Annotated in this window: 21 protein-coding genes; 16 read left to right on the top strand and 5 right to left on the bottom strand. The window is 58.5% G+C overall.

Annotated features, from left to right (window positions below; translation table 11 throughout):
- Positions 1-65 precede the first annotated feature (65 nt).
- The 4 genes from D0Y96_RS13560 to D0Y96_RS13545 all read left to right on the top strand — a co-directional run bounded on the left by D0Y96_RS13560 (position 66) and on the right by D0Y96_RS13545 (position 2,642).
- Positions 66-251, top strand: a complete 186-nt coding sequence (locus tag D0Y96_RS13560; protein WP_158562387.1) for a hypothetical protein — start codon at positions 66-68, stop codon at positions 249-251.
- Complete coding sequence (locus D0Y96_RS13555) at positions 226-618, top strand: response regulator (protein WP_158562386.1); 393 nt, start codon at positions 226-228, stop codon at positions 616-618. The genes D0Y96_RS13560 and D0Y96_RS13555 overlap by 26 nt, the downstream gene beginning before the upstream one ends.
- Positions 619-696: 78 nt before the next feature.
- On the top strand, positions 697-1,080 hold the full coding sequence (locus tag D0Y96_RS13550; RefSeq protein ID WP_117300728.1) for a VOC family protein: 384 nt from the start codon (positions 697-699) through the stop codon (positions 1,078-1,080).
- A gap of 287 nt (positions 1,081-1,367) precedes the next feature.
- Positions 1,368-2,642 (top strand): right-handed parallel beta-helix repeat-containing protein, encoded by a 1,275-nt coding sequence (locus D0Y96_RS13545; protein ID WP_158562385.1) that lies wholly within the window; start codon positions 1,368-1,370, stop codon positions 2,640-2,642.
- A gap of 54 nt (positions 2,643-2,696) precedes the next feature.
- Here the strand turns inward: D0Y96_RS13545 and D0Y96_RS13540 are convergent, their stop codons facing one another.
- Positions 2,697-3,254, bottom strand: coding sequence for a hypothetical protein (locus D0Y96_RS13540; RefSeq protein ID WP_117300724.1), 558 nt, complete (start codon positions 3,252-3,254; stop codon positions 2,697-2,699).
- Between the two features lie 118 nt (positions 3,255-3,372).
- On the opposite strand from D0Y96_RS13540, the gene D0Y96_RS13535 reads away from it, so the two are divergent.
- The gene (locus tag D0Y96_RS13535) at positions 3,373-3,930 is read left to right on the top strand and encodes a KdsC family phosphatase (RefSeq protein WP_117300722.1); all 558 of its coding nucleotides are present in this window, start codon (positions 3,373-3,375) and stop codon (positions 3,928-3,930) included.
- Between the two features lie 142 nt (positions 3,931-4,072).
- On the opposite strand, the gene plsX is transcribed toward D0Y96_RS13535, so the two are convergent.
- From plsX to D0Y96_RS13520, 3 genes are all read right to left on the bottom strand, one after another.
- Entirely contained in the window at positions 4,073-5,125 is a 1,053-nt protein-coding gene (gene plsX, locus D0Y96_RS13530; protein WP_117300720.1) for a phosphate acyltransferase PlsX, read from the bottom strand.
- A 13-nt stretch (positions 5,126-5,138) separates the two neighbouring features.
- Complete coding sequence (gene rpmF, locus D0Y96_RS13525) at positions 5,139-5,324, bottom strand: 50S ribosomal protein L32 (protein ID WP_117300718.1); 186 nt, start codon at positions 5,322-5,324, stop codon at positions 5,139-5,141.
- Positions 5,325-5,427: 103 nt separating this feature from the next.
- A complete protein-coding gene (locus tag D0Y96_RS13520) occupies positions 5,428-5,994 on the bottom strand; it encodes a YceD family protein (RefSeq protein WP_117300716.1) in 567 nt (188 codons plus the stop codon).
- Between the two features lie 192 nt (positions 5,995-6,186).
- Here D0Y96_RS13520 and D0Y96_RS13515 point away from each other — a divergent pair, with 192 nt between their 5' ends.
- The 11 genes from D0Y96_RS13515 to rpiA all read left to right on the top strand — a co-directional run bounded on the left by D0Y96_RS13515 (position 6,187) and on the right by rpiA (position 19,878).
- Positions 6,187-9,111 (top strand): ligand-binding sensor domain-containing diguanylate cyclase, encoded by a 2,925-nt coding sequence (locus D0Y96_RS13515; RefSeq protein WP_158562384.1) that lies wholly within the window; start codon positions 6,187-6,189, stop codon positions 9,109-9,111.
- 124 nt (positions 9,112-9,235) lie between these two features.
- Positions 9,236-10,117, top strand: coding sequence for an aldo/keto reductase (locus D0Y96_RS13510; RefSeq protein ID WP_117300711.1), 882 nt, complete (start codon positions 9,236-9,238; stop codon positions 10,115-10,117).
- A 17-nt stretch (positions 10,118-10,134) separates the two neighbouring features.
- Entirely contained in the window at positions 10,135-11,445 is a 1,311-nt protein-coding gene (gene larC / locus D0Y96_RS13505) for a nickel pincer cofactor biosynthesis protein LarC (protein WP_350449065.1), read from the top strand.
- A 39-nt stretch (positions 11,446-11,484) separates the two neighbouring features.
- Complete coding sequence (locus tag D0Y96_RS13500) at positions 11,485-12,612, top strand: mannonate dehydratase (RefSeq protein ID WP_252263749.1); 1,128 nt, start codon at positions 11,485-11,487, stop codon at positions 12,610-12,612.
- 121 nt (positions 12,613-12,733) lie between these two features.
- Complete coding sequence (kdgD, locus tag D0Y96_RS13495; protein ID WP_117300707.1) at positions 12,734-13,648, top strand: 5-dehydro-4-deoxyglucarate dehydratase; 915 nt, start codon at positions 12,734-12,736, stop codon at positions 13,646-13,648.
- Between the two features lie 16 nt (positions 13,649-13,664).
- Positions 13,665-15,002 (top strand): MFS transporter, encoded by a 1,338-nt coding sequence (locus D0Y96_RS13490; RefSeq protein ID WP_117300705.1) that lies wholly within the window; start codon positions 13,665-13,667, stop codon positions 15,000-15,002.
- Positions 15,003-15,032: 30 nt separating this feature from the next.
- Entirely contained in the window at positions 15,033-16,388 is a 1,356-nt protein-coding gene (locus tag D0Y96_RS13485) for an enolase C-terminal domain-like protein (RefSeq protein WP_350449064.1), read from the top strand.
- Positions 16,389-16,501: 113 nt separating this feature from the next.
- Positions 16,502-18,037, top strand: coding sequence for a galactarate dehydratase (gene garD / locus D0Y96_RS13480; RefSeq protein ID WP_252263748.1), 1,536 nt, complete (start codon positions 16,502-16,504; stop codon positions 18,035-18,037).
- Positions 17,986-18,525, top strand: coding sequence for a carboxymuconolactone decarboxylase family protein (locus tag D0Y96_RS20765; RefSeq protein ID WP_350449082.1), 540 nt, complete (start codon positions 17,986-17,988; stop codon positions 18,523-18,525). Before garD ends, D0Y96_RS20765 begins: the two co-directional genes overlap by 52 nt.
- Before the next feature lie 78 nt (positions 18,526-18,603).
- Positions 18,604-19,104 carry a peptide-methionine (S)-S-oxide reductase MsrA gene (gene msrA, locus D0Y96_RS13470; protein ID WP_117300697.1) on the top strand — a complete coding sequence of 167 codons (501 nt, stop codon included), beginning with the start codon at positions 18,604-18,606 and terminating at the stop codon, positions 19,102-19,104.
- 72 nt (positions 19,105-19,176) lie between these two features.
- Complete coding sequence (rpiA, locus tag D0Y96_RS13465) at positions 19,177-19,878, top strand: ribose-5-phosphate isomerase RpiA (protein ID WP_117300695.1); 702 nt, start codon at positions 19,177-19,179, stop codon at positions 19,876-19,878.
- A gap of 75 nt (positions 19,879-19,953) precedes the next feature.
- Here rpiA and D0Y96_RS13460 read toward each other — a convergent pair whose 3' ends face one another.
- Complete coding sequence (locus D0Y96_RS13460) at positions 19,954-20,931, bottom strand: AraC family transcriptional regulator (RefSeq protein ID WP_252263746.1); 978 nt, start codon at positions 20,929-20,931, stop codon at positions 19,954-19,956.
- Positions 20,932-20,988: the final 57 nt, after the last annotated feature.

Genomic DNA, 20,988 nt, shown 5'->3' with positions numbered 1-20,988 from the left:
TATTGCCGATGCCGGCATTCAGAACGAAAAAAGAAGGAAAAAGCAGAGATTCTTTCGGAAAAGCCATGCGCTCACGAAAAGTGGCGCACCTGACCAGAATCTCGTCTACCAGTCATGTGGGCCATCTCCACCCTCCGGAGCATGGGCTATCGCCCATCGAGCTCACTCCGGAACCCAACGACCAGAACAATATCCGGAACCTGCCGGTTCCCGGAAGGAATATCGATGTCAGGATGCTCCAACGGCCCTAAAGTCCTTATTGTCGATGATGAGCGCAGAATTTCAGACAGCCTGGCACTTATATTTTCGACGCATGGCTACGCTGCACGGGTTGCGTACTCAGCCGAAGAAGCTATTGAAATACTGGCCATCTGGCAGCCGGATATGGCGATCGTGGATGTCGTACTTCCGCGGATGAATGGGCTGGATCTGGCCATCGCTCTGAAGGCAATGTATCCAAACTGCCATCTTTTGCTGTTTTCAGCTCATCCGGGCGCGGCCGAACTGGCGGAAGATGCTATGAAAAACGGCCACATTTTCGAGATTCTGCCCAAGCCGCTTCATCCCAGCCATCTGCTTGACCGGGCAGCGTCTCTGCTGGCCTCTGCCATCGTCTGATCCGCAGTACACCGGGGATATGCCGAGGCGCACAGAGTGCAGACGGATGGATAAACGAACGCGTATGATCCGATGCCTATGGCCTTTACGATCGACAGCCTAGACCATATTGCGCTGACTGTAGGCAATATTGACGCCACCATCGACTTCTACACGGAAGCTCTGGGCATGGAAGCGGTGACGTTCGAGGGGCGACGGGCACTTAACTTCGGCCTGCAGAAGATCAACCTGCACCAGCGCGGGCATGAGCTCAGCCCGCATGCGCTGCGGCCGACGCCGGGCTCGGGCGATCTTTGCTTCATCACGGAGACGCCGCTTGAGTCAGTCATCGAGTATCTGACACTGCTGCGTGTACGGATTGAGCTGGGTCCGGTAGAGAGGACGGGAGCGATGGGGAAAATTCGCTCGGTCTACCTGCGCGACCCGGATCAGAACCTGATTGAAATCTCGAATTACATGTAATCGGCAGACTGCGAAGAACCGATCACGCGCCGCTCCAGGATAATATGCGGACCGCATGCGGCGCATCCTCTGCAGGGCTTATTTCCTGATTTGTTTCTTGTGCCACAAAAGCAGTGGGACTAGTATCGGGGTGCTTCGAATTCCCCCATTTCCTACCCACGCTCGGTCGCTCAGAAAACCCATAACCAGTTTCAGATCAGGAGGAGTCCATGTTTCAGCACCTGAGAATGATTCGTCATGGAAAAATCCATGGCTATGCTGTGCGGTGTTTCATCGGATTGGCCCTGTTGTCCTCATTCGGAGTCTGCAGCGCAGCGGCTGCTGTGCTGTGCGTCAACCCCGGCGGCAAGGCGGGCTGCAAATCGACGATCGCGGCGGCGGTCGCGGCGGCAGCGCCCGGCGACACCATTGAAGTGGCGCAGGGCACGTATGCGGAAGACGTGACGATCACAAAGCCGCTTTCGCTGGTGGCAGCGCAGAACGCGCATCCGACGATCAATGCGACCGGGCTGCCGAACGGCATCTTCATCAATGGAATGTCCGCAGCGCCGCATGCAGGTGTGGCGCAGGTGCTGGTCTCAGGCTTCAGTATTCACGGCGCGGATTTTGAGGGCATTCTGGTCGTGAATGCTTCAGACGTAACGCTGGTCGATAACCATATCTTCGACAATAATCAGTCACTCGACATTGCCGATTCGGCATGCCCGGGCATTCCCGCCTTCGAGACGAACGAGGGTGACGACTGCGGCGAGGGGATTCACCTGATGGGCGCCAACCATACCTCGGTGGTGCGTAACGAGAGCGATCATAACTCGGGTGGCATTCTGATCAGCGATGAGACGGGGCCGAGCTTCGACAATCTCATCAGCGAAAACTATATCCACGACAATCCGTATGACTGCGGGATCACGATGGCATCGCACGGACCGGCCACGACCGTGATTCCCACGGCGACGGTATCGTTCGGCGTGATCCACAACACGATCTCGCACAACGTCTCGGCACGTAACGGGCTGCAGCTTCCTGGAGCAGGCGCGGGAGTAGGGATCTTCGCTCCGTTTCCGGGCACGACGGCGTCGGGCAATGTGGTGATCGGCAATGAGATTCTCAACAACGGCCTGCCGGGGGTCACGATGCACAATCATGCTGCGGCTCCCGCTCCGGCTCCTGCGGTCAATCTGAACAATAACGTCATCATCGGCAACCATATCTCGGGCAATGCGGCGGATACAGAGGATGCGGCTACGGCCGGTCCGACAGGGATCAACCTTTACAGCGTGGCTCCGGTGTATGGGACGCAGATCTCGCAGAATGTGATCGACGATGAGGCTATCGACATTGCCTTCAAGGCGCCTGCGGGGCGGGTCGATGCGCACTTCAACGACTTTGGAAGGAATGCGATCGGAGTGGATAACCTGGGGATGGGCAACATCGACGCGACGGAAAACTGGTGGAACTGTGCGGCTGGTCCTGCCGGGAAGAAATGCGCGACGGCTGCCGGCTCGAACGTATGGTCGACGCCGTGGCTGACCTCGCCCTTTGATTTCGATCACGGCCGCTGATCAATGCATGGAGCCGGGTGAGGCTGAACGGACGGCGGCACATTTCAGCAGACCTTATCTGGCTCCCGCTGCATTCATTTTTTCCCGCAGACGTGCTTCCGCATCGTCGTTCCAGTATCTGCAGTTGAGACGGATAAACACCGAAGTATACGGAATAGTCAGATTTGTTTTGAGGACCAGGATGTGAAATATCTTTCCGGCCTCATCGATATTGGCGATGATCCGATCGTGCGGCAGGGATTCAACCTTGTAGGAATGCAGGATGTCAGCCATCGTCCTCCGATAACGAGAGACGCCGGGCGCGTCCTGCTCAGGAATGAATGGCAGTTCTGCGTCCATGTAGATATCCGGCCGCACATGCTCCGAATGCCGGATCGTATCGAGCACGAAGTGCAGGGCATCCGTCATGCCGGCGCCGGTTTCGATTGTTTCCACGCCGGGTGAGGTCTGGAGAGGATAGGCGGAATCCACGATAAGAATCCAGTTGCGATGACCAAGAAGAGGCATGGCATGCGTAACTTTTGCCTTCCAGGCAGATGCATCCGGAGTGGAAGCCGCATGCACTGCCGGGGCTGCCAGAAACACGGCGAGGGCGAGGAGATTCCGAAACATCGGAAAAGTATCTCAGATTGGTGATTTTTCAGGTGATGGATTGAGAATCGGAACCGACGGGCACTCTGCAGAATTCAGACTGGAACTGTTTGTGCTTCAGCAACGGTAGAATGGCGCCATGACGGATACTCTCTCGCTCGATGCCGCGCTTGTGGAGCGCGCAAGGAAGATACGGCTGTTTCTGATGGACGTGGACGGGACACTGACCGATGGAGGGGTGTGCCTGATATCTCTGCCTGAGGGCGGCATTGCGGAGATGAAGGTCTTTAATTCGCTCGACGGAGCGGGTCTGAAGCTGGCGCACATCATGGGCATTCAGACAGGCTTCATCACCGGACGGAAATCGCCGGCCGTGCAGCACCGGGCGCAGGAGCTGGCGGTAGACTTCGTATATCTGGGACAGTCAACGAAGACGGCAGCGTTTGAAGAGTGCGTCCGGAAGGCCGGAGTGCGGGAAGACGAGGTGGCCTATATGGGCGACGATCTGCCCGACATGCCGCTGGCGCGGCGGGCCGGACTGGCCGTGGCGGTGGCAAATGCAGCTTCGGAGCTGAAGGCGATATGCCACTACGTGACGCGGGCACGGGGAAACGAAGGAACGGCCAGAGAAGTGGTGGAGCTGATTCTGAAGGCGCAGGGGCGCTGGGAAGAGGCGATTCCAAAGGCGATTGCGTGAAAAGGCAGTCTCCAGTTGGCAGTCCCCGGTTTTCAGTTGTTAGTCCCCGGTTAACTGCGGACTGTTTGCAGGAGCGGACGGAGCGCCGAAGGGTCTGCCGACAGCCGGGAACCGGCAACTGTGAACTAACAACTGAAAACTTTTACTGCAGCGGCAGATTGGGATCGACGGAAGGCTGATCCGTTTCGGTAACGGGACGCTGCGAGAACTCGCGCTCGATGCCGTCGTTAATCCCGGCCTGGGCAAATTCTGCGGCAACACGGATACCGTTCATAACGGCGCGGTCGTTCGACGAGCCGTGACCGATGATGCAGACCCCCCGCACGCCAAGCAGCGGCGCTCCGCCGTACTCCGAAGGATCGAGGCGGCGCTTAAAGGCGTTGAAGGCCTTCCGCGAGAGCAGCGCTCCCACCTGCGCCGTCACAGTCGTAGTGAGAGAGGCTTTGAGCATCTCGCGGACGAGGCGGGTAAGGCCCTCAGAGGTTTTCAGGGCAACATTGCCGACGAAGCCGTCGCAAACGATAACGTCACAACTGCCGTTGTAGATATCGCGGCCCTCGACGTTGCCAATGAAGTTGATGGGCAACTGCTTCAGCAGCGCCCATGCCTCCCGAGTCAGGTCGTTGCCTTTGCCCTCTTCTTCGCCGACAGAAAGGATGCCGACACGGGGGCGGGCAATTTTAAGAACACTACGGGCGTACATCTCACCCATCACGGCGAACTGTTCAAGATTCTGCGGCTTGCAGTCGACGTTGGCTCCCACGTCAAGCAGGATGGTCGGCGAGCCGGAAAGCGTGGGTACGACGATGGCAAGGGCAGGGCGATCGACGCCGGGAAGCGCTCCGAGCACCATCTTGGCGGTAGCCATACCGGCCCCGGTATTGCCAGCGGTAAAGAAGCCGGCAACCCTTTTTTCGCGGACGAGCTTCAGCCCTACGCGCATCGAGCTGTCCTTTTTGGCGCGGACGGCATGCGCGGCCTTTTCGTCCATGGCGATGTGCTCGCTGGCATGGACGATCTCAATGGGAAGCTGCTGGCCGTTCAGATGTGCGGAGAGGGCACGGCGCAGCACGTCCTGCGGCCCGACAAGGTGAACGCGGACAGGCAGGTGCGTGCATGCAGCAATAGCGCCCCGGATTTCCGGCTCGGGGGCTTTGTCCGAACCCATGGCATCGAGAGCGATGTCGGTCAGCATCAGAGCGTCGAGGCTAACTGGCTTCCTTCACTTCGAGCACTTCGCGGTCTTTATAGTGGCCGCATTTTAAGCAGGCGCGATGTGGAAGCTTGCGCTCATGACAGTTGGGGCACTCGGAGAGGCCGGTAGCAGTCAGCGCGTCATGCGCGCGGCGCTTGGAGGTGCGGGCTTTGGAGTGGCGCCGCTTCGGATTGGGCATTGCGAATTCCTTTCATCCCGATCATTCGCCTGGCCGTGGCCGCGTACAAAACGCATCGCTCAGTTGGCCCGGACGTTCGGGGTGCAAACTCAAATCTTTTCGATCAGCCTTTGGAAGGCCCGGAACCGATCCGGCTGCGCAGGTCTGAAAGCGCCGACCAGCGGGGATCGGCCGGAGCCGTATCGCAGGTGCAGGTTTCGGTATTCAGATTACGTCCACAGCGCGGGCAAAGCCCCTTGCAGTCCGGCTGGCAGAGCGTTCGGGCGGGAAGGGAGAGAAGCACCTGCTCCCGCAAGACGTCTTCCAGCAAAAGACTACCATCCTGATAATAACCGATTTCGGTCTCGGACGCGCCGATGGAGCGATCGGATGGACCCTGATCGGCACCGAGCGGGCGAAAGAGCAGGTCGAACTGGCCGGCGAGGGTATTTTCGACGGGTTCGAGGCAGCGCGCACAGAGGATCTGAAAACTGCCGTTGTATTCTGCGCGTACCCGGATGTCGGGGATGATCTCACGGGGACCGCGATGCTCCTCGATAAGATCGGCACGGCCCGTGACTGCGAGCGGGCCGGCCTGGGTGGTTTCATCCCCATAATGGATGGAGCCTGGGGGCAGGGCGAGATCAAATTCGATCGGCTCTCGCTCGAGGTCGAGAACGGTTATCTGCATAATGCAAAATCCTGGGGAGACATCTATGAGGGTACGGAGCAATGGGCGGCGCGGTCAAATCAGAGGCAGGCCGGTAAATTGCCGGCGAAGGTATCTTCTGTTCTAACTCTTTTTTGCCAGACAGACCTGTAAAGAGTTATTCATCGTTCTTCTCTGCCGATGCTATATTGCGAGCATTCTCTTCCAGAGCCGATGATGCCATTTCTGTGCCCCTATGTACGGCTGCGCGCCGCTTTCCTGTGCCTGATTTTCCTTGCAGGCGGCGCAGCCTCATGCGCCGCTCAGCGCTATACCTTCAGGACGTGGGGCGCCAGCCAGGGGCTGAGAAACCTGAACGTGGTCAGCATGATGGAAGATCGCTCGGGATTTCTCTGGCTGGGCACGGACAATGGCCTCTTCCGGTACGACGGAGCGCGGTTTCTGGAGTTCAGCACAGGGCAGGGACTTCGCGACCCGTATGTGGTGGCGCTGGCTGAGGACGCGACGGGAAGACTGTGGGCCGGTACCAGCGGCGGACTGTTTTATCTGGATGGCGGCCGGTTCGCCGAGGTGAGGTCGGCCGAGGGGAGCCTGTCGGTCGGGCTGGATGGATCGCTGACCGCGCTGAAGAATGGACATCTGCTGGCGGTCAGCCGCTCCCGGCTCTTCGAGATTGCTCCGAACGGTGACGACAAATGGAGCGCCAATGCGGTGGCGGGATCGGGAGACTTCCGCTCACTCGATCCAAGCGAGACCATCACCAGCGTGCTGGCGGACCGCGACGACAGGATCTGGTTCGGCTGCGGAAAGAATGTCTGCGAGGTGCATGGCAGCCGCCTGACACGATGGGATGCGGGGAGCGGCGTCCCTCAGGATGACTGGCTGGCATTTTACGAAGATCACAACGGGAACATCTGGGTACGCAGCACGGCTCATGTAGTCGAGCTGGGGAATGGCGCTTCCCGGTGGGAAGACCGTACGGGAAGCAGCGGTCCGGAGCTGGCCAACAACTACTACGTGTCCTTTGGAGAGACCGCTGAAGGCGACGTGATTACGCCTTCCAGCGATGGCGTCGCGGTATGGCGTGGTGGCGCGTGGCAGCTTTATGGCCCACAGCAGGGATTCAGCCATTACGACGTGGAGAGCCTGTTTACCGATCACCATGGGATGGTATGGATCGGTGAAGCCGGGCATGGGCTGGCCCGCTGGCTGGGATATGGTCAGTGGGAAAACTGGACCATAGATGACGGGCTGGGCAGCCCGATCGTGTGGGCGGTCCTGCGCGACGATAACGGACGAGTATGGGTGGCGCACGACAAAGGCATCAGCGTAAGCGACCCACAGCGGAAGAGTTTTACGACAGTCGCTGCCGGGCTGACGCTGGGAATGACGGTAGGACTCACCAAAGATCGCACGGGAAAGATCTGGGCAGTCACGAACTCAGGAGTCGTTGCCCGTATCCAGCCTGGCACGATGAAGGCAGAGAAAGTTGGCACGGTCGCGAGCGGCAACCAGATTTATGCAGACGGAATGGGGCATATCTGGATTTCGACCGAGCATGGGCTCTATGAAATCGACAGCGATGCCAAAGCAGGCGCCGCACAAAAAGTAACCGTGACGGGACTGGATCGGGGAAACGTGAACCGGGTCACCGGGCGCTCGGATGGAACTGTGTGGGCGGCGAGTGAGGATGGGCTTTTTGTCCGCGAAGGAGACATCTGGAAACGAGTATCGTGCACGTCATGCGAAGACCACGGCGCAGTGACGAGACAGATTACCGATATGGACTTCGCCTCAGATGGAAGCCTTTGGGCGGCCATCAATTTCTCGCGCGTGGTGCGCTTTAGCCTGCGGGGAGACCGGATTGTCTCCGTGGAATGGATGGGGTCCGGACAGGTTTCCTCACTGTCGACGCAATTTGTGCGATTCGATCGTCAGGGCCGGCTGTGGGTGGGTCACGATCGCGGGGTAGATGTTTTTGATGGGCAGCGCTGGCGGCTGCTGACCTCTGCCGACGGGCTGCTGTGGAACGACACGGACAACAAGGCGTTCTGGGCAGACAGCGATGGCACCGTGTGGATTGGCACCAGTGAAGGCATCAGCCGTTTCACCGGCGGCCCCCATAACACGCTGCCGGAAGATGCCGCTCCGACACGGCCCACCATTGAAATACCCGCGGCCGGCGAGGTTCCGGAGGGTGGTAATCCGGAGCTTCCGTGGAGCCGCGCCCCGCTCAAGATACGGTTTGCACCGCTGAATTTCGGACTGGAAGGCAAGCTGAGCTACGAGTATGAGCTGGAAGGCGAGGATTCGGACTGGGTTCAGACAACGGAGGCGGAGACACAGTATTCCCGCCTTTCACCAGGCGAATATGTCTTCTCTCTGAGGACGATCGACGATACCACACATCGCGAATCGCCGGTTGCCGAGATGACCTTCACGGTTCTGCCGAACTGGTGGCAGACCTGGGCATTCCGGTTGCTTCTGGCGCTGCTGGCGGCGGGGTTGCTGGCGATTGCGTGGAGGCTGCGAGTGCGGCATCTGCTGCGCCGGCAGCAGGAGCTGGAAGTTCTGGTAGCGGCGCGCACCCATGAGCTGGAGCAGCAGGCGACGCATGACGATCTGACCGGGCTTCTGAATCACAAGGGCATCATCCAGATGCTGATGGTGGAGCTGGAACGCGCAAAGCGGCAGCGGCTGCCTCTCGCCGTGGTGCTGGCCGATCTCGACTTCTTCAAGGAAGTGAACGACAAATATGGGCATCTGGCCGGCGACAGCGTATTGCGCGAAATGGGAGCCAGGCTGCAGAGCGGGATTCGTGTGTATGACAAAGCGGGACGCTATGGCGGAGAGGAGTTTCTGCTGCTGATGCCCACCCTGGGTGGAGTGGCGGCGATGACCCGTATCGAGGAGCTGCGCCTGGCGCTGGCGGCGCGTCCCTATGAAATTGACGGGAGCCAGCTCTCGGTAACGTGCAGCTTTGGCGTGGTTCTGCTGGACGGCCATGAGGAACATACACCGCTGTGGAGTCCGAATGAGGCACTGGCGGCGGCGGACCGGGCTTTATACCGGGCCAAGAACAACGGCCGCGACCGGGTGGAGTACGCAGCAACCGAAGCAACTCCGCCGATGAAATAAATCCTTATGAAATAAGCCCTGCACAGACTTTCATTTCCGGAACAGACGGCGGCTGCAGGGCGCCTGGCTTTAAGGAATATCGCCGGAAAGCTGTGGTACGATCGGTGCTGCTCGAGGAGGATATATGCCTCAGTACACCAGACGCGATCTCCTCAAAACCGGAGTCGCTGCCGGCACTCTGGCCGGCCTTGGCATGCTTCCGCTGGAAGCGGAGCGCAGGACAGCGACAGACTGGGTAACCCTGGGCAAATCAGACGTCAAAGTAACGCGGCTGGCGTTCGGCACGGGGACGTTCAGCGGACAGGTGCAGCGCGATCTCGGGCAGGAACAGTTCACGAAGCTCATAAGGTATGCCTACGATCGCGGCATTCGCTTCTTTGAAACGGCGGACTCTTACGGCGATATGCACAGGATGCTCGGCATAGCCCTGAAAGGGCTGCCTCGTGACAGCTATCGACTGATGTCGAAGGTGACAACCAGCCCGGATGTGGACCCGCTGCAGAAGATTGATGAGCTGCGTGGTCAGGCGAATACAGAATACTTCGACATTATGCTGCTGCACTGGCAGCACACCGCGACATGGCCTGAAGACAGTGCACGATGGCAGCACGGTCTTCTGGAAGCTCAATCGAAGAAGGCTGTACTGAGCCATGGAGCATCGGTGCATGGACTGCCCGCGCTGCGTCAGGTTCCGGACAACAAGTGGCTGGAAGTGGCGATGATTCGTGTGAACCATAAGGGCACAAGAATGGACGCTGAAAATTACGCCACCGATGGTCTGGGCAATGTGCATGAAGTGGTGACGCACATTCATCAGGCGCGGCAAAACGGGCTTGGTGTCATCAGTATGAAGCTGGTGGGAGAAGGCACATTTAACCGGGAAGACCGGCAGGCGGCGATGCGCTTCGCATTCCGAAATGCAGGCGTCGACGCTGTCACGATTGGATACAAAAACAGCGGGGAAGTGGACGAAGCCATCGAAAACCTCAATCTGGCGCTTGCATAGCAGCGAATGCAAAGCCGGTGCGTGCCGACCCTATGCGCATTGCCTATCTTGATTGCTTTGCCGGAATCTCCGGCGACATGTTTCTCGGCGCGCTGCTCAGTGCCGGTGTTCCCGCAACTGTTTTCGATAAGGCCATTGCCGCGCTTGCTCTGAATGCCAGCCTCAAGATTGAGACGGTAAACCGCAGCGGCCTCTCCGCAACGAAAGTGCTTGTGCTGGAAGACGGCCTGCCTGCCGAAGAGCCGATGCACTCTCATCCCTCGGCAGACTCGGCACATGAGCCTTCACAGCATCATCACCACGCTGACGATGCTTCGACACCGGAACGCCCTCATCAACACCAGCACAGCCACGGCCGCTCGCTGATGAAGATTCGCTCGCTCCTCGAAAGCGCAGAGCTGAGCGATGCGGTAAAGCATATGGCGATCCGCACGTTCGAGCTGCTTGGCGAATCAGAGGCGAGAATCCACAACGTTCCTGTCGAAGACATTCACTTTCACGAAGTGGGAGCAGTGGATGCCATTGTCGATATCGTTGCCGTCTGCGCAGGCATTGATTATCTGCAGATCGATGCATGGCATGCATCTCCACTCAATGTTGGCGGAGGCATGATGCAATGCGCACACGGCCTTTTTCCGGTTCCGGCACCGGCAACGGCTGATCTGCTGCGCGGATTTCCAACCTACTCCGCTCACATGCAGATGGAACTGGCGACACCGACGGGGGCTGCGCTGCTGCGCATGATGAATCCTGCCTTCGGACCGCAGCCACCGATGCGTGCGACGGCAATTGGCTACGGAGCCGGTACACGCAATCCTGACGGCTTCCCGAATGTGCTTCGGCTCAGTCTGGGCGAGGATGTCAGAACGCAGAAGAAGGACGAGTCAGAAGAAGTCACAGTGATCGAGACAGCGCTGGATGACAGCTCGCCTCAGTTGATTGCATACGTCATGGAACAGGCGCTGGCCGCGGGTGCCCTGGACGTTATGCTGACGCCGGTGATGATGAAGAAAGGGCGTCCCGGGACTCTCCTGACAGTACTCTGCAACCCATCTGAGAGCTCCGTATTCGAGCAGCTGATTCTGAGCGAGACCAGCACACTGGGTGTTCGTATCCGAAAGGATCGCCGTATCTGCCTCCAGCGCAGTCATACTTCGGTCGATACTCCTTATGGAACGATTCGTCTGAAGGTTGGTACGCAGCATGGAGAAGAGCGGAACGTCGCGCCAGAATTTGAGGATTGCCGCGCGGCAGCGGCCAGACATCATGTGCCGTTAAAGCGTGTGCAGCAGGCGGCCATCGCTGCCTATCAACACCGGCCTGAGTAATTCCCTGCTGAACAGCAGCATGTTGCTCATGGTACCTTCATGGCCATGAATCGCCGGCGATTTCTCACGACTTCCGGCTCCGCCGCTCTGGCTCTGACGAGCGGCGCATCAGCGTCTTTACCTTTACCAGCCGCGGCACAGAATCGCCCCCGGCAGCCATCACAGCTGAAACTCGGATGCCAGAGCGCGCCTACCACCGATGAGCATCTGGGTTATCTGGCGCGTTATGGTGTCCGTCATATCTGCGGCTATCCGCGGATCGGCGATCCTGGCGGCAATCGCGTTTATCCGACGGTGGATGAGCTGAGCAGTATGCGCGATCTGGCGGAGAAGCACCGCATCGAAATTCTCTGCGTGGGCCCGCATATTCTCGAATCCAGCTACATCAATAACGAGAAGCATCCGGCCATCATGCTGGCGCAGAGCCCGGAGCGCGACCGGGATATCGAAGGCTTTCAGAACCTCATCCGCAACTGCGCGCGAACAGGTCTTCCGTCCATCAAATACAACATGAGCATCCTGGGCGTGCTTCGCAGCGGCACGCAGCCTGGACGCGGCGATGAACTCGACAAGGTCTGGAAGCTCTCCGAGGCGCATCCGGATACCCCGCTCACGATTGCGGGGCCTGTGGATGCAGATGCCTTTTGGGAGCGCATTACCTATTTTCTCGATCGTGTCGTTCCGGTTGCGAATGAATACAAAATTCGCCTGGCCTGCCATCCACAAGATCCCGGTGTTCCGCCTGAGGGTTATCAGGGCGTCGACCGCGTTCTCGGTACCGTCGATGGCCTCAAGCGCTTCATCACCATTCGGGAAAGCTCCTATCACGGACTCAACTTCTGCCAGGGAACCGTTTCTGAGATGCTGGCCGATCCGAAGGAGCAGATTTATGACGTTATTCGCTACTTCGGTGAGCGCAACAAGATCTTCAATGTCCACTTTCGTAATATTCGCGGCCACCGTAACGATTTTGTCGAGGTCTTTCCCGATGAAGGTGACGTGGATATGGTCAGAGCACTGCACGTATACAGAGAAGTCGGCTACCAATACATGCTGATGCCCGATCATGTTCCCACAGCGGCGCTCGATCCTCATGGTCTTCAGTCGTTCGCCTTCTGCTATGGCTACATTCGCGGCCTGATGCAGTCGGCGGATTACGCTGTCTGACATCAGTCGAAGTTCCCGACAGAAAAACGGTGCGATTCATACGCGCTCTGCTTGTCGGACGTTCGGCATTTCTCTATAGTTCTGGCGTACAGCCCTCACGCAATCTGCACTGAAGGAATTCATGACCCCGATATCTGCGGAAGAGCTTGCGAAGAAAACAGGAGCGGGACTGCTCTCGTTCCCCGTTACCCATTTCACCGATTCTTTCGAGTTCAGCGAAGAGCTCTATCGTGAACATATTGAGTGGCTCCTGCAGCATGGACCAGCCGGTCTGTTTGCCGCAGGAGGAACGGGGGAATTTTTCTCGCTCACACTGCAGGAGTTTTCCGAGGTTGTCTCAGCAGCTGCGCAGCAGACAAATCATCGGGTGCCGGTCGTGGCCGGTTGCGGATACGGGACCGCCATCGCGAAACAGTTTGCACAGGCGGCAGAGACTGCCGGTGCCGATGGCCTGCTGCTGCTGCCACCCTACCTGGTCAGCAGCGAAGCTGCGGGTCTGATGGCGCATGTAGAGGCCGTATGTGCCTCCACTCGACTGGGAGTCATCTTTTACAACCGCGATAATGCCATCCTTCACGAAGACTCTCTGGAGCGTCTTTGTGCCCGATGCCCCAATCTTGTCGGCTTCAAGGATGGGCACGGTGACATCGAATTGATGACGCGCATTTATGCACGTTTGGGGGATCGGCTCACCTATATCGGCGGCCTGCCAACCGCAGAGACTTTTGCACTGCCCTATCTTGAGATGGGCGTGACCACGTATTCTTCGGCGATCTTCAATTTTCTTCCGCGGTTTGCTCAGAGCTTCTATGCGGCGGTGCGCAGGCGCGACCACGATGAGGTCTTCCAGAAGCTGCGCAATTTTGTCCTGCCGTATATCGGCATACGCAGCCGGAGAAAGGGCTATGCCGTGTCGATCGTAAAGGCCGGTATGCGCGTCATCGGAAGGCCCGCGGGACCGGTCCGCTCGCCGCTTGTCGATCTCGATCCTGGCGAGATGGATGCACTGGCTCAGTTGATCGCTCGCTGTTCCTAGACGGACCGGAAGACCGATGACCTCCAGCAAAACCACTCACATCCGCTATCTGATTGTCGCCATGCTGTTCGTGGTGAGCTGTTTCAGCTATGGCGACAGAGTGGCGCTATCCATTGCCGGCACGGCGATGGAGCGGGAGTTCGCGCTGGGTCCGGTCAGACTGGGCTTTCTGTTGTCTGGCTTCAGCTGGGCCTATGTTCTTGGCCAGCTGCCTTCAGGAGGGCTGCTCGACCGCTTCGGCTCGAAGCGTGTCTATGGCATCAGCATTATCTGCTGGACTGTGTGCGCGTTTCTCATTGGGTTAGCCGGCTATCTTGCCGCAGCGTGGATCTTCAGTGCGATCTTTGTTCTCAGACTTATCTCGGGGCTGGCGCAGTCGCCGGTCTTTCCGGGTAACGGGCGCATCGTCGCCGCCTGGTTTCCTACCGCGGAGCGCGGCGGAGCTTCGGCCATCTTCAACGCATCCCAGTATTTCGCTCTGGTCGTCTTCGCACCTCTGTTTGGATGGCTGACGCATACCTACGGCTGGCGAAGCTGCTTCTGGTTTATGGGAGTGCTGGGCTTTGCGCTCGCCTTTGCGTGGTCAAAGGTAATTTATAACGTCAAAGATCATCCGCTGATTTCGCCTGCAGAGATCGAAACCATCGAGAAAGGCGGCGGGCTGGTCAATGTTGACCGCATGGCCGGAGGCAGATCAGGGAGCAACCCGCTCACCTGGACTGGTGTGAGAAAGCTGCTCGGCGAGCGCATGCTGGTGGGGATTTATCTGGGCCAGTTCTGCATCACAACCCTCACTTACTTCTTCATCACATGGTTTCCCGTGTATCTGGTGCAGGCCCGTCACCTTTCCCTGATTCGAGGCGGGCTGGCGGTCGCGCTTCCTGCCCTCTGCGGATCGGTGGGCGGTGTTCTGGGAGGAATTTGCTCCGATGCGCTTCTTCGTCACGGTCACTCCCTCACCTTCGCGCGCAAAGCGCCTATCATTGCGGGCATGCTGCTCTCGGTGACCATGATCGCGTGCAACTATACGAATGTTCAGGCCATGGTGATGTTTCTGATGTCGCTGGCTTTCTTTGGGAAGGGCTTCGGAGCTCTGGGATGGACGGTGATCGCCGATACGTCACCGAAAGAGCTGATTGGACTGAACGGCGGTCTCTTTAATCTGTTCGGCAATATCGCCGGCATCACAACGCCGATCATTATCGGATATCTGGTAAAGAGGACGGGGTCCTTCAACAGTGCGCTGGTTTTTGTCGGCCTGACGGCGCTGCTCGCGATCTTCAGCTACCTTGTGATTGTCGGCGAAATTAAACGGCTTGAGCTTCGCTCTGCTGACACCGGCACGGCGATGTAATGTGAGGCGCTTCAGCACAGGAGAAGACCGGTGAATTCTATCCATGCTGCAATCGCCTTAGAGCGTATGCCATCGGTCACCGGCATGCGGGTGATTCCGGTTGCCGGATATGACAGCATGCTGCTGAATCTAAGCGGGGCGCATGCGCCGCTCTTCACGCGCAATGTTGTTCTGCTCAGCGACAGCGCAGGAAACACCGGCGCAGGTGAAGTTCCCGGAGGGGAAAAGATCCGAGACGTCCTCGAAGAGTCGAAGCCGCTTGTTGTGGGACAACCTTTGAGCGCGTGGCGATCCATTCTTCATGAGGTACAGATACGCTTCGCGAATCGCGATCCTGAAGGCCGAGGGCTGCAGACCTTCGATCAGCGCATTACGGTACACACACTGACAGCGATTGAATCGGCGCTGCTCGATCTGCTGGGCCAGTTCTGCTCGCTGCCGGTCGCGGCGCTACTTGGAGAGGGACAACAGCGCTCACATGTGGATGTGCTGGGCTATCTGTTCTTTGTCGGCGACAGAACGAGGACGAATCTGCCTTATCGCAGCGAGCCAAAGGCGCAGGATGCATGGCTGCGTCTGCGCCATGAAGAGGCATTCAACACCGAGGCAATCCTTCGGCTTGCTGAGGCCGCGGAGGCGCGCTATGGCTTCAAAGATTTCAAACTTAAAGGCGGAGTATTTGCAGGCGCCCAGGAGATGGAAACGGTTACCGCACTCGCGGAGCGCTTTCCGGAGGCCCGCATTACTCTGGACCCCAACGGTGCATGGTCGCTCGATGAGGCGATCCGGCTCTGCAGTGACCGGCAGCGCGTGCTCGCCTATGCGGAAGATCCCTGCGGAGCCGAGAAGGGCTTTTCAGGCCGAGAGATTCTGGCCGAGTTTCGACGCGCTACGGGCATGCCCACCGCTACCAACATGGTCGCGACTGACTGGCGGGAGCTGAAGCACGCAGTCCAGCTGAACGCTATCGATATTCCGCTGGCCGATCCGCACTTCTGGACGATGCAGGGCTCTGTACGTGTGGCGCAGTTGTGCCGCGAATGGGGGCTGACATGGGGCTCTCATTCCAATAATCATTTCGATATTTCTCTGGCAATGTTCACGCATGCAGCTGCCGCGGCGCCGGGCAGGATAACGGCGATTGATACGCACTGGATCTGGCAGGATGGTCAGCGGCTTACAAAGGAGCCGCTGCAGATTATCGGCGGAAAGATCGAGGTGCCGAGTCGGCCGGGGCTTGGCGTCACACCGGACATGGAGCAGATCGAAAAAGCGCACTCGCTCTACAATACGATGGAGTCAGGCGCACGGGATGACGCAACGGCTATGCAGTTCCTTGTGCCGGGGTGGCGGTTTAACCCGAAGCGGCCTGCTCTTGTTTCATAAAATGACGCTACTGGATAGTGCTGCTGCATTGAGCGGCAGCAGCAGTGTTCCATCACGATCGAAATATGAATGAGTGAGATCACAAGGAAACCGGTATGTCAGGCGAAAAGAAAATGCGTCCCCTATGCATACAGATTCACCCACAGGATACTGTTGCGATCATTGTGAATGAAGGCGGACTGCCCGCCGGTACCCGGTTCGACTCGGGCCTGACGCTGATTGAGGATGTGCCTGAAGCGCACAAAGTCGCTCTGACTGACATTGAGGCGGGAGCGCCCATTCTGCGCTACGGCTCGATCATTGGGTATGCGGAACGGGCCATTGCGAAGGGCAGCTGGGTGCACGAGGAAAAGATGCGCATGCCGGATGCTCCGGCGCTGGATCATCTTCCTCTCGCGACAGCGGTTCCACCTGCTGCCGCTCCGCTTGAGGGCTATACCTTCGAAGGCTTCGTCAACGATGACGGATCGGTGGGCACCAAGAATATTCTGGGCATTACGACCACGGTGCAGTGTGTAGCGGCAACGGTCAATATCGCCGCCAAACGCATTCGGGCAGAGATTCTTCCGCGTTATCCGAATGTTGACGATGTGATTGCTCTTACTCACGACTATGGCTGCGGCATTGCCATCGAGGCGCCCGGCAGCGAGATTCCTGTACGCACGCTGCGCAATCTGAGCCTTAATCCCAATCTCGGCGGTGCACCCATGGTGGTCAGTCTGGGATGCGAGAAGCTGCAGCCGATGCGGCTGATGCCGTCGAGCACGCTGCCGATTCTTGAGGCCGCTCCTTACGTCGTTCGTATGCAGGATGAGCAACATCATGGCTTTGGCGAGATGGTTGCGGCCATTATGGAGATGGCAGAAAAGCGGCTCGCGATTCTGAACCGGCGAAAGCGCACGGTGTGTCCTGCATCCGACCTTGTTGTCGGCATGCAGTGCGGAGGAAGCGATGCTTTCTCCGGCATCACTGCAAACCCTGCAGTTGGCTACGCCTCCGATCTGCTGGTGCGCGCCGGGGCTACCGTCATGTTCTCTGAGGTGACAGAGGTTCGCGATGCGATTCATCTGCTTACGGCACGCGCCGCGAACGAACAGGTGGCTCGCGATCTCATCCGCGAGATGGCCTGGTATGATGCTTATCTCGATCGCGGGGGCATGAATCGCAGCGCCAATACCAGCCCGGGAAATAAGGCAGGCGGGCTCACCAATATTGTGGAAAAAGCTCTTGGCTCGACCGCCAAAGCCGGCGCCAGCGCAATCTCCGGAGTCTTCGGACCAGGTGAGCGCGTCAACAAAAAAGGATTGATCTTCGCGGCAACACCTGCGGCCGACTTTATCTGCGGAACACTGCAGCTGGCCGCGTCCATGAACATGCACGTTTTCACGACTGGCCGCGGCACACCTTATGGCCTTGCCATGGCGCCGGTAATCAAGGTCTCATCGCGATCTTCGCTGGCCGACCGGTGGTCCGATCTCATCGATGTGAATGCAGGCGTTATCGCCACCGGAGATGCCACCATCGAAGAAGTAGGCACGCAGATATTTCATATGATTCTTGAAGCGGCGAGCGGCCGTAAACAAACGGCGGCAGACCGCTGGGGCCTGCACAACGATCTGGTACTCTTCGATCCCGCACCGGTTACGTAGCGCCGGCCTGCACACGGAGTGTCGATCATGGAAGCCATCTGTTTTCGGAGGCGGGGAAAGGAGGACTTCTGACCACCATCAGGCTTTGGACAGATGAAGAAGTATCTGCAAACCCGCGGGTCAAAGCAGTTTTTGACGATATACGGCTGACGCGAAATTCAGAGTTCATCAATAACTTCTGGCGAGCGCTGGCGAATGATCCGGATGCGCTGGAACGGACGTGGGCCGCTATTCGGCAGATCATGATTGCGCCCGGCGCTCTTGATCCGCTGACGAAGGAGCTGATCTACATCGCCGTATCTGCGGCGCACAGCTGCAGTTATTGTGTGCATTCTCACACTGCAGCCGCACGCGCAAAAGGCATGACTCCGGCGCAACATGCGGAGCTTGTTGCGATCATCGCGCTGGCCTCTCAGACAAATGCACTGGCGACAGCACTCCAGATTCCGGTTGATCCTGAATTTGAAGCAGGAACGATTCCACGATAATGCCCTCCTGATGGCTTGAGCGCACAGGCTGTGGCGAGTATTTTAAAATTTTCGAGTCACAAGGAGGGCAGAAATACCATGACCCATTTCACTGAGACAGCAATCCTGGCTGGAGGATGCTTCTGGGGCATGCAGGATCTGATCCGCCGCTACCCGGGCGTAATTTCAACGCGAGTCGGTTACAGCGGGGGCGATGTCGAGCACGCGACTTACCGGAATCACGGAACACATGCCGAGGCGATCGAGATTGTTTTCGATCCGGCAATTCTGAGCTATCGAAAGCTGCTTGAGTTCTTCTTTCAGATTCATGACCCCACTACGTCGAACCGGCAGGGCAACGATCGCGGCACCAGCTACCGTTCAGCAATTTTCTATACCGGCAACGAACAGAAACAGGTCGCGGAAAAGACCATTGACGATATCGAGGCGTCCGGAGTGTGGCCGGGGAAGATTGTCACCGAGATCGCTCCGGCAGGCCCGTTCTGGGAAGCAGAGCCGGAGCACCAGGACTATCTTGAACGAAACCCCAATGGCTATACCTGCCACTACATTCGTCCTGCGTGGAAGATAGCCAGCTGATATGCAGATTCCTGTGCGATAGCTTTTCTCTGTGTTTTTATTCGACGCCCATTATGCGGGCATGAAGGATGTATGACCTTCTCTTCGGCAAAGAACGATCAGCAGCAAAATAAGCTGAAGGCAGCGCATCGGGCGCTGGAGTTCGTGGAATCGGGCATGACAATCGGGCTGGGCTCCGGAACAACGGCGACCCTCTGGATTGACCTTCTGGGCGAAAGGGTTCGTGAAGGCAGGCTCAGCGTGCGGGGAGTTGCAACCTCAGAGGCAAGCGAAACACTGGCCCGCAGCTATGGCATTCCGCTCATAACGCTCGAAGAGTGTGACAGTCTGGACCTGGCAGTCGATGGCGCGGATGAGATCGCGCCTGGACTGAGCCTGATTAAAGGCGGCGGCGGCAAACTCCTCAGAGAAAAGATTGTGGCGAGTTCGGCGAAGCGTTTTGTCGTTATCGCAGATGACTCCAAGATTGTCGAGCGACTGGGTAAGTTTCCCCTCCCGGTTGAGGTCGTTCCCATGGCTCTTCCTCTGGTCTGCCGCTCTCTCCGGTCTCTGGGTTTTACTCCGTCACTTCGGAAGAACCCCGAGGGCTCGCGCTACATCACAGACGAGGGCAATCTTCTGCTGGATTGCTCAGGACTGTATATCGACGATCCTCCCGCCATGGCGCGAGAGCTCGACTCGCTTGTCGGCGTTGTAGAGCACGGGCTCTTCCTGGGCATGGCCGAGCAGGCCATTGTCGCGAACGCCGAGGATATCCGGATAGTGCGGCCTTAGTCTTCCACCTGCCGTGATGACGGGCTCAGTCCGGGAGTATTCTACCCACCTGCAACAAGTTCCCGCTCAGGGGCTTCAGCGCCCCCATTCAGCAGAAATACAGGATGGCGTGGCAGACCGGATGTACTGCCCTGGAGAACACCCCATGACGCGGCGGAAGGCCTTACCGAAGGCGCTCTCGGACTGGTAGCCGAGCGACTGCGCAATAGCGGACAGACCGTCAGAGGAGTGCTTCAGACGGTCGGCAGCCAGAAGCATACGCCAACGGGCGAGGTACTCCATGGGCGTGGCGCCGACGACCTTGCGGAAACGCAGCGCGAAGACCGAGCGCGACATGCCGACGCGCTCGGCCAGAGAGTGCAGCGTCCAGGGGTATCCTGGATCGTTGTGCATGCTGGCGATGGCGATGCTCATGTGCCTGTCAGACAGTGCAGAAAGCCAGCCGGGACCGGTGCTGGCGGCGTCAGCCAGGTGGAGGCGGAGAGCCTGGATGAGCATCATGTAGGCGAGCTGCTGCGCAATCAGCGAACCGCCGGGTTGTGGGTCGCGAAGCTCCTCGCGCATGCGTTCAAGCGACCAGCGCATGGCGGCCTTGTCCGACTCGCGGCGAATGTGAACGATGGGGGGCAGCGAGTGAAGGATCATCTCGGCATGGCCGCCGGTCAAGGCGAAGTGGCCGCCGGCGATGTAGCGCGACCCTTCAGTGGCTCCCGGAGCTTCGCTCCTCACGCCAAGCCGCACGCAGACGTCGGTGTAGAGAACCGGTTTGAGCGCGAGATCGGTGGCGAGATGGAACGGAAGTCCACGCGGGAGCAGAAAGCAATCCCCGGCATGGATCAGCACCGGCTCTGGCACGCCTTCGACGACCAGCCAGCAATTTCCGGCGAGCATCGCATAACACTTGACGCCCTTATGTTTCGGGAAGCGAACGGCCATGTCGCCAGGCACTCCAAAGCCGCCGGCGACGTAAAGCTGCGGCTTCATCAGAGCAAGAACCTCGGAGAGAGGGTCCATATGCTGGCTCTGAGGCGGCAGGACGATTGAACCGATCATACGGACTTTCAGTATAGATCGTCCGCTGGCCGAGCCCCATCTACTGATCGACGGTGC

The organism is Paracidobacterium acidisoli (genome assembly GCF_003428625.2).
In the GTDB taxonomy this organism is placed as follows: Bacteria; Acidobacteriota; Terriglobia; order Terriglobales; family Acidobacteriaceae; genus Paracidobacterium; species Paracidobacterium acidisoli.
Note: the sequence above shows the minus strand (reverse complement) of the source record. Positions and strands in the feature narration are given on the sequence as shown.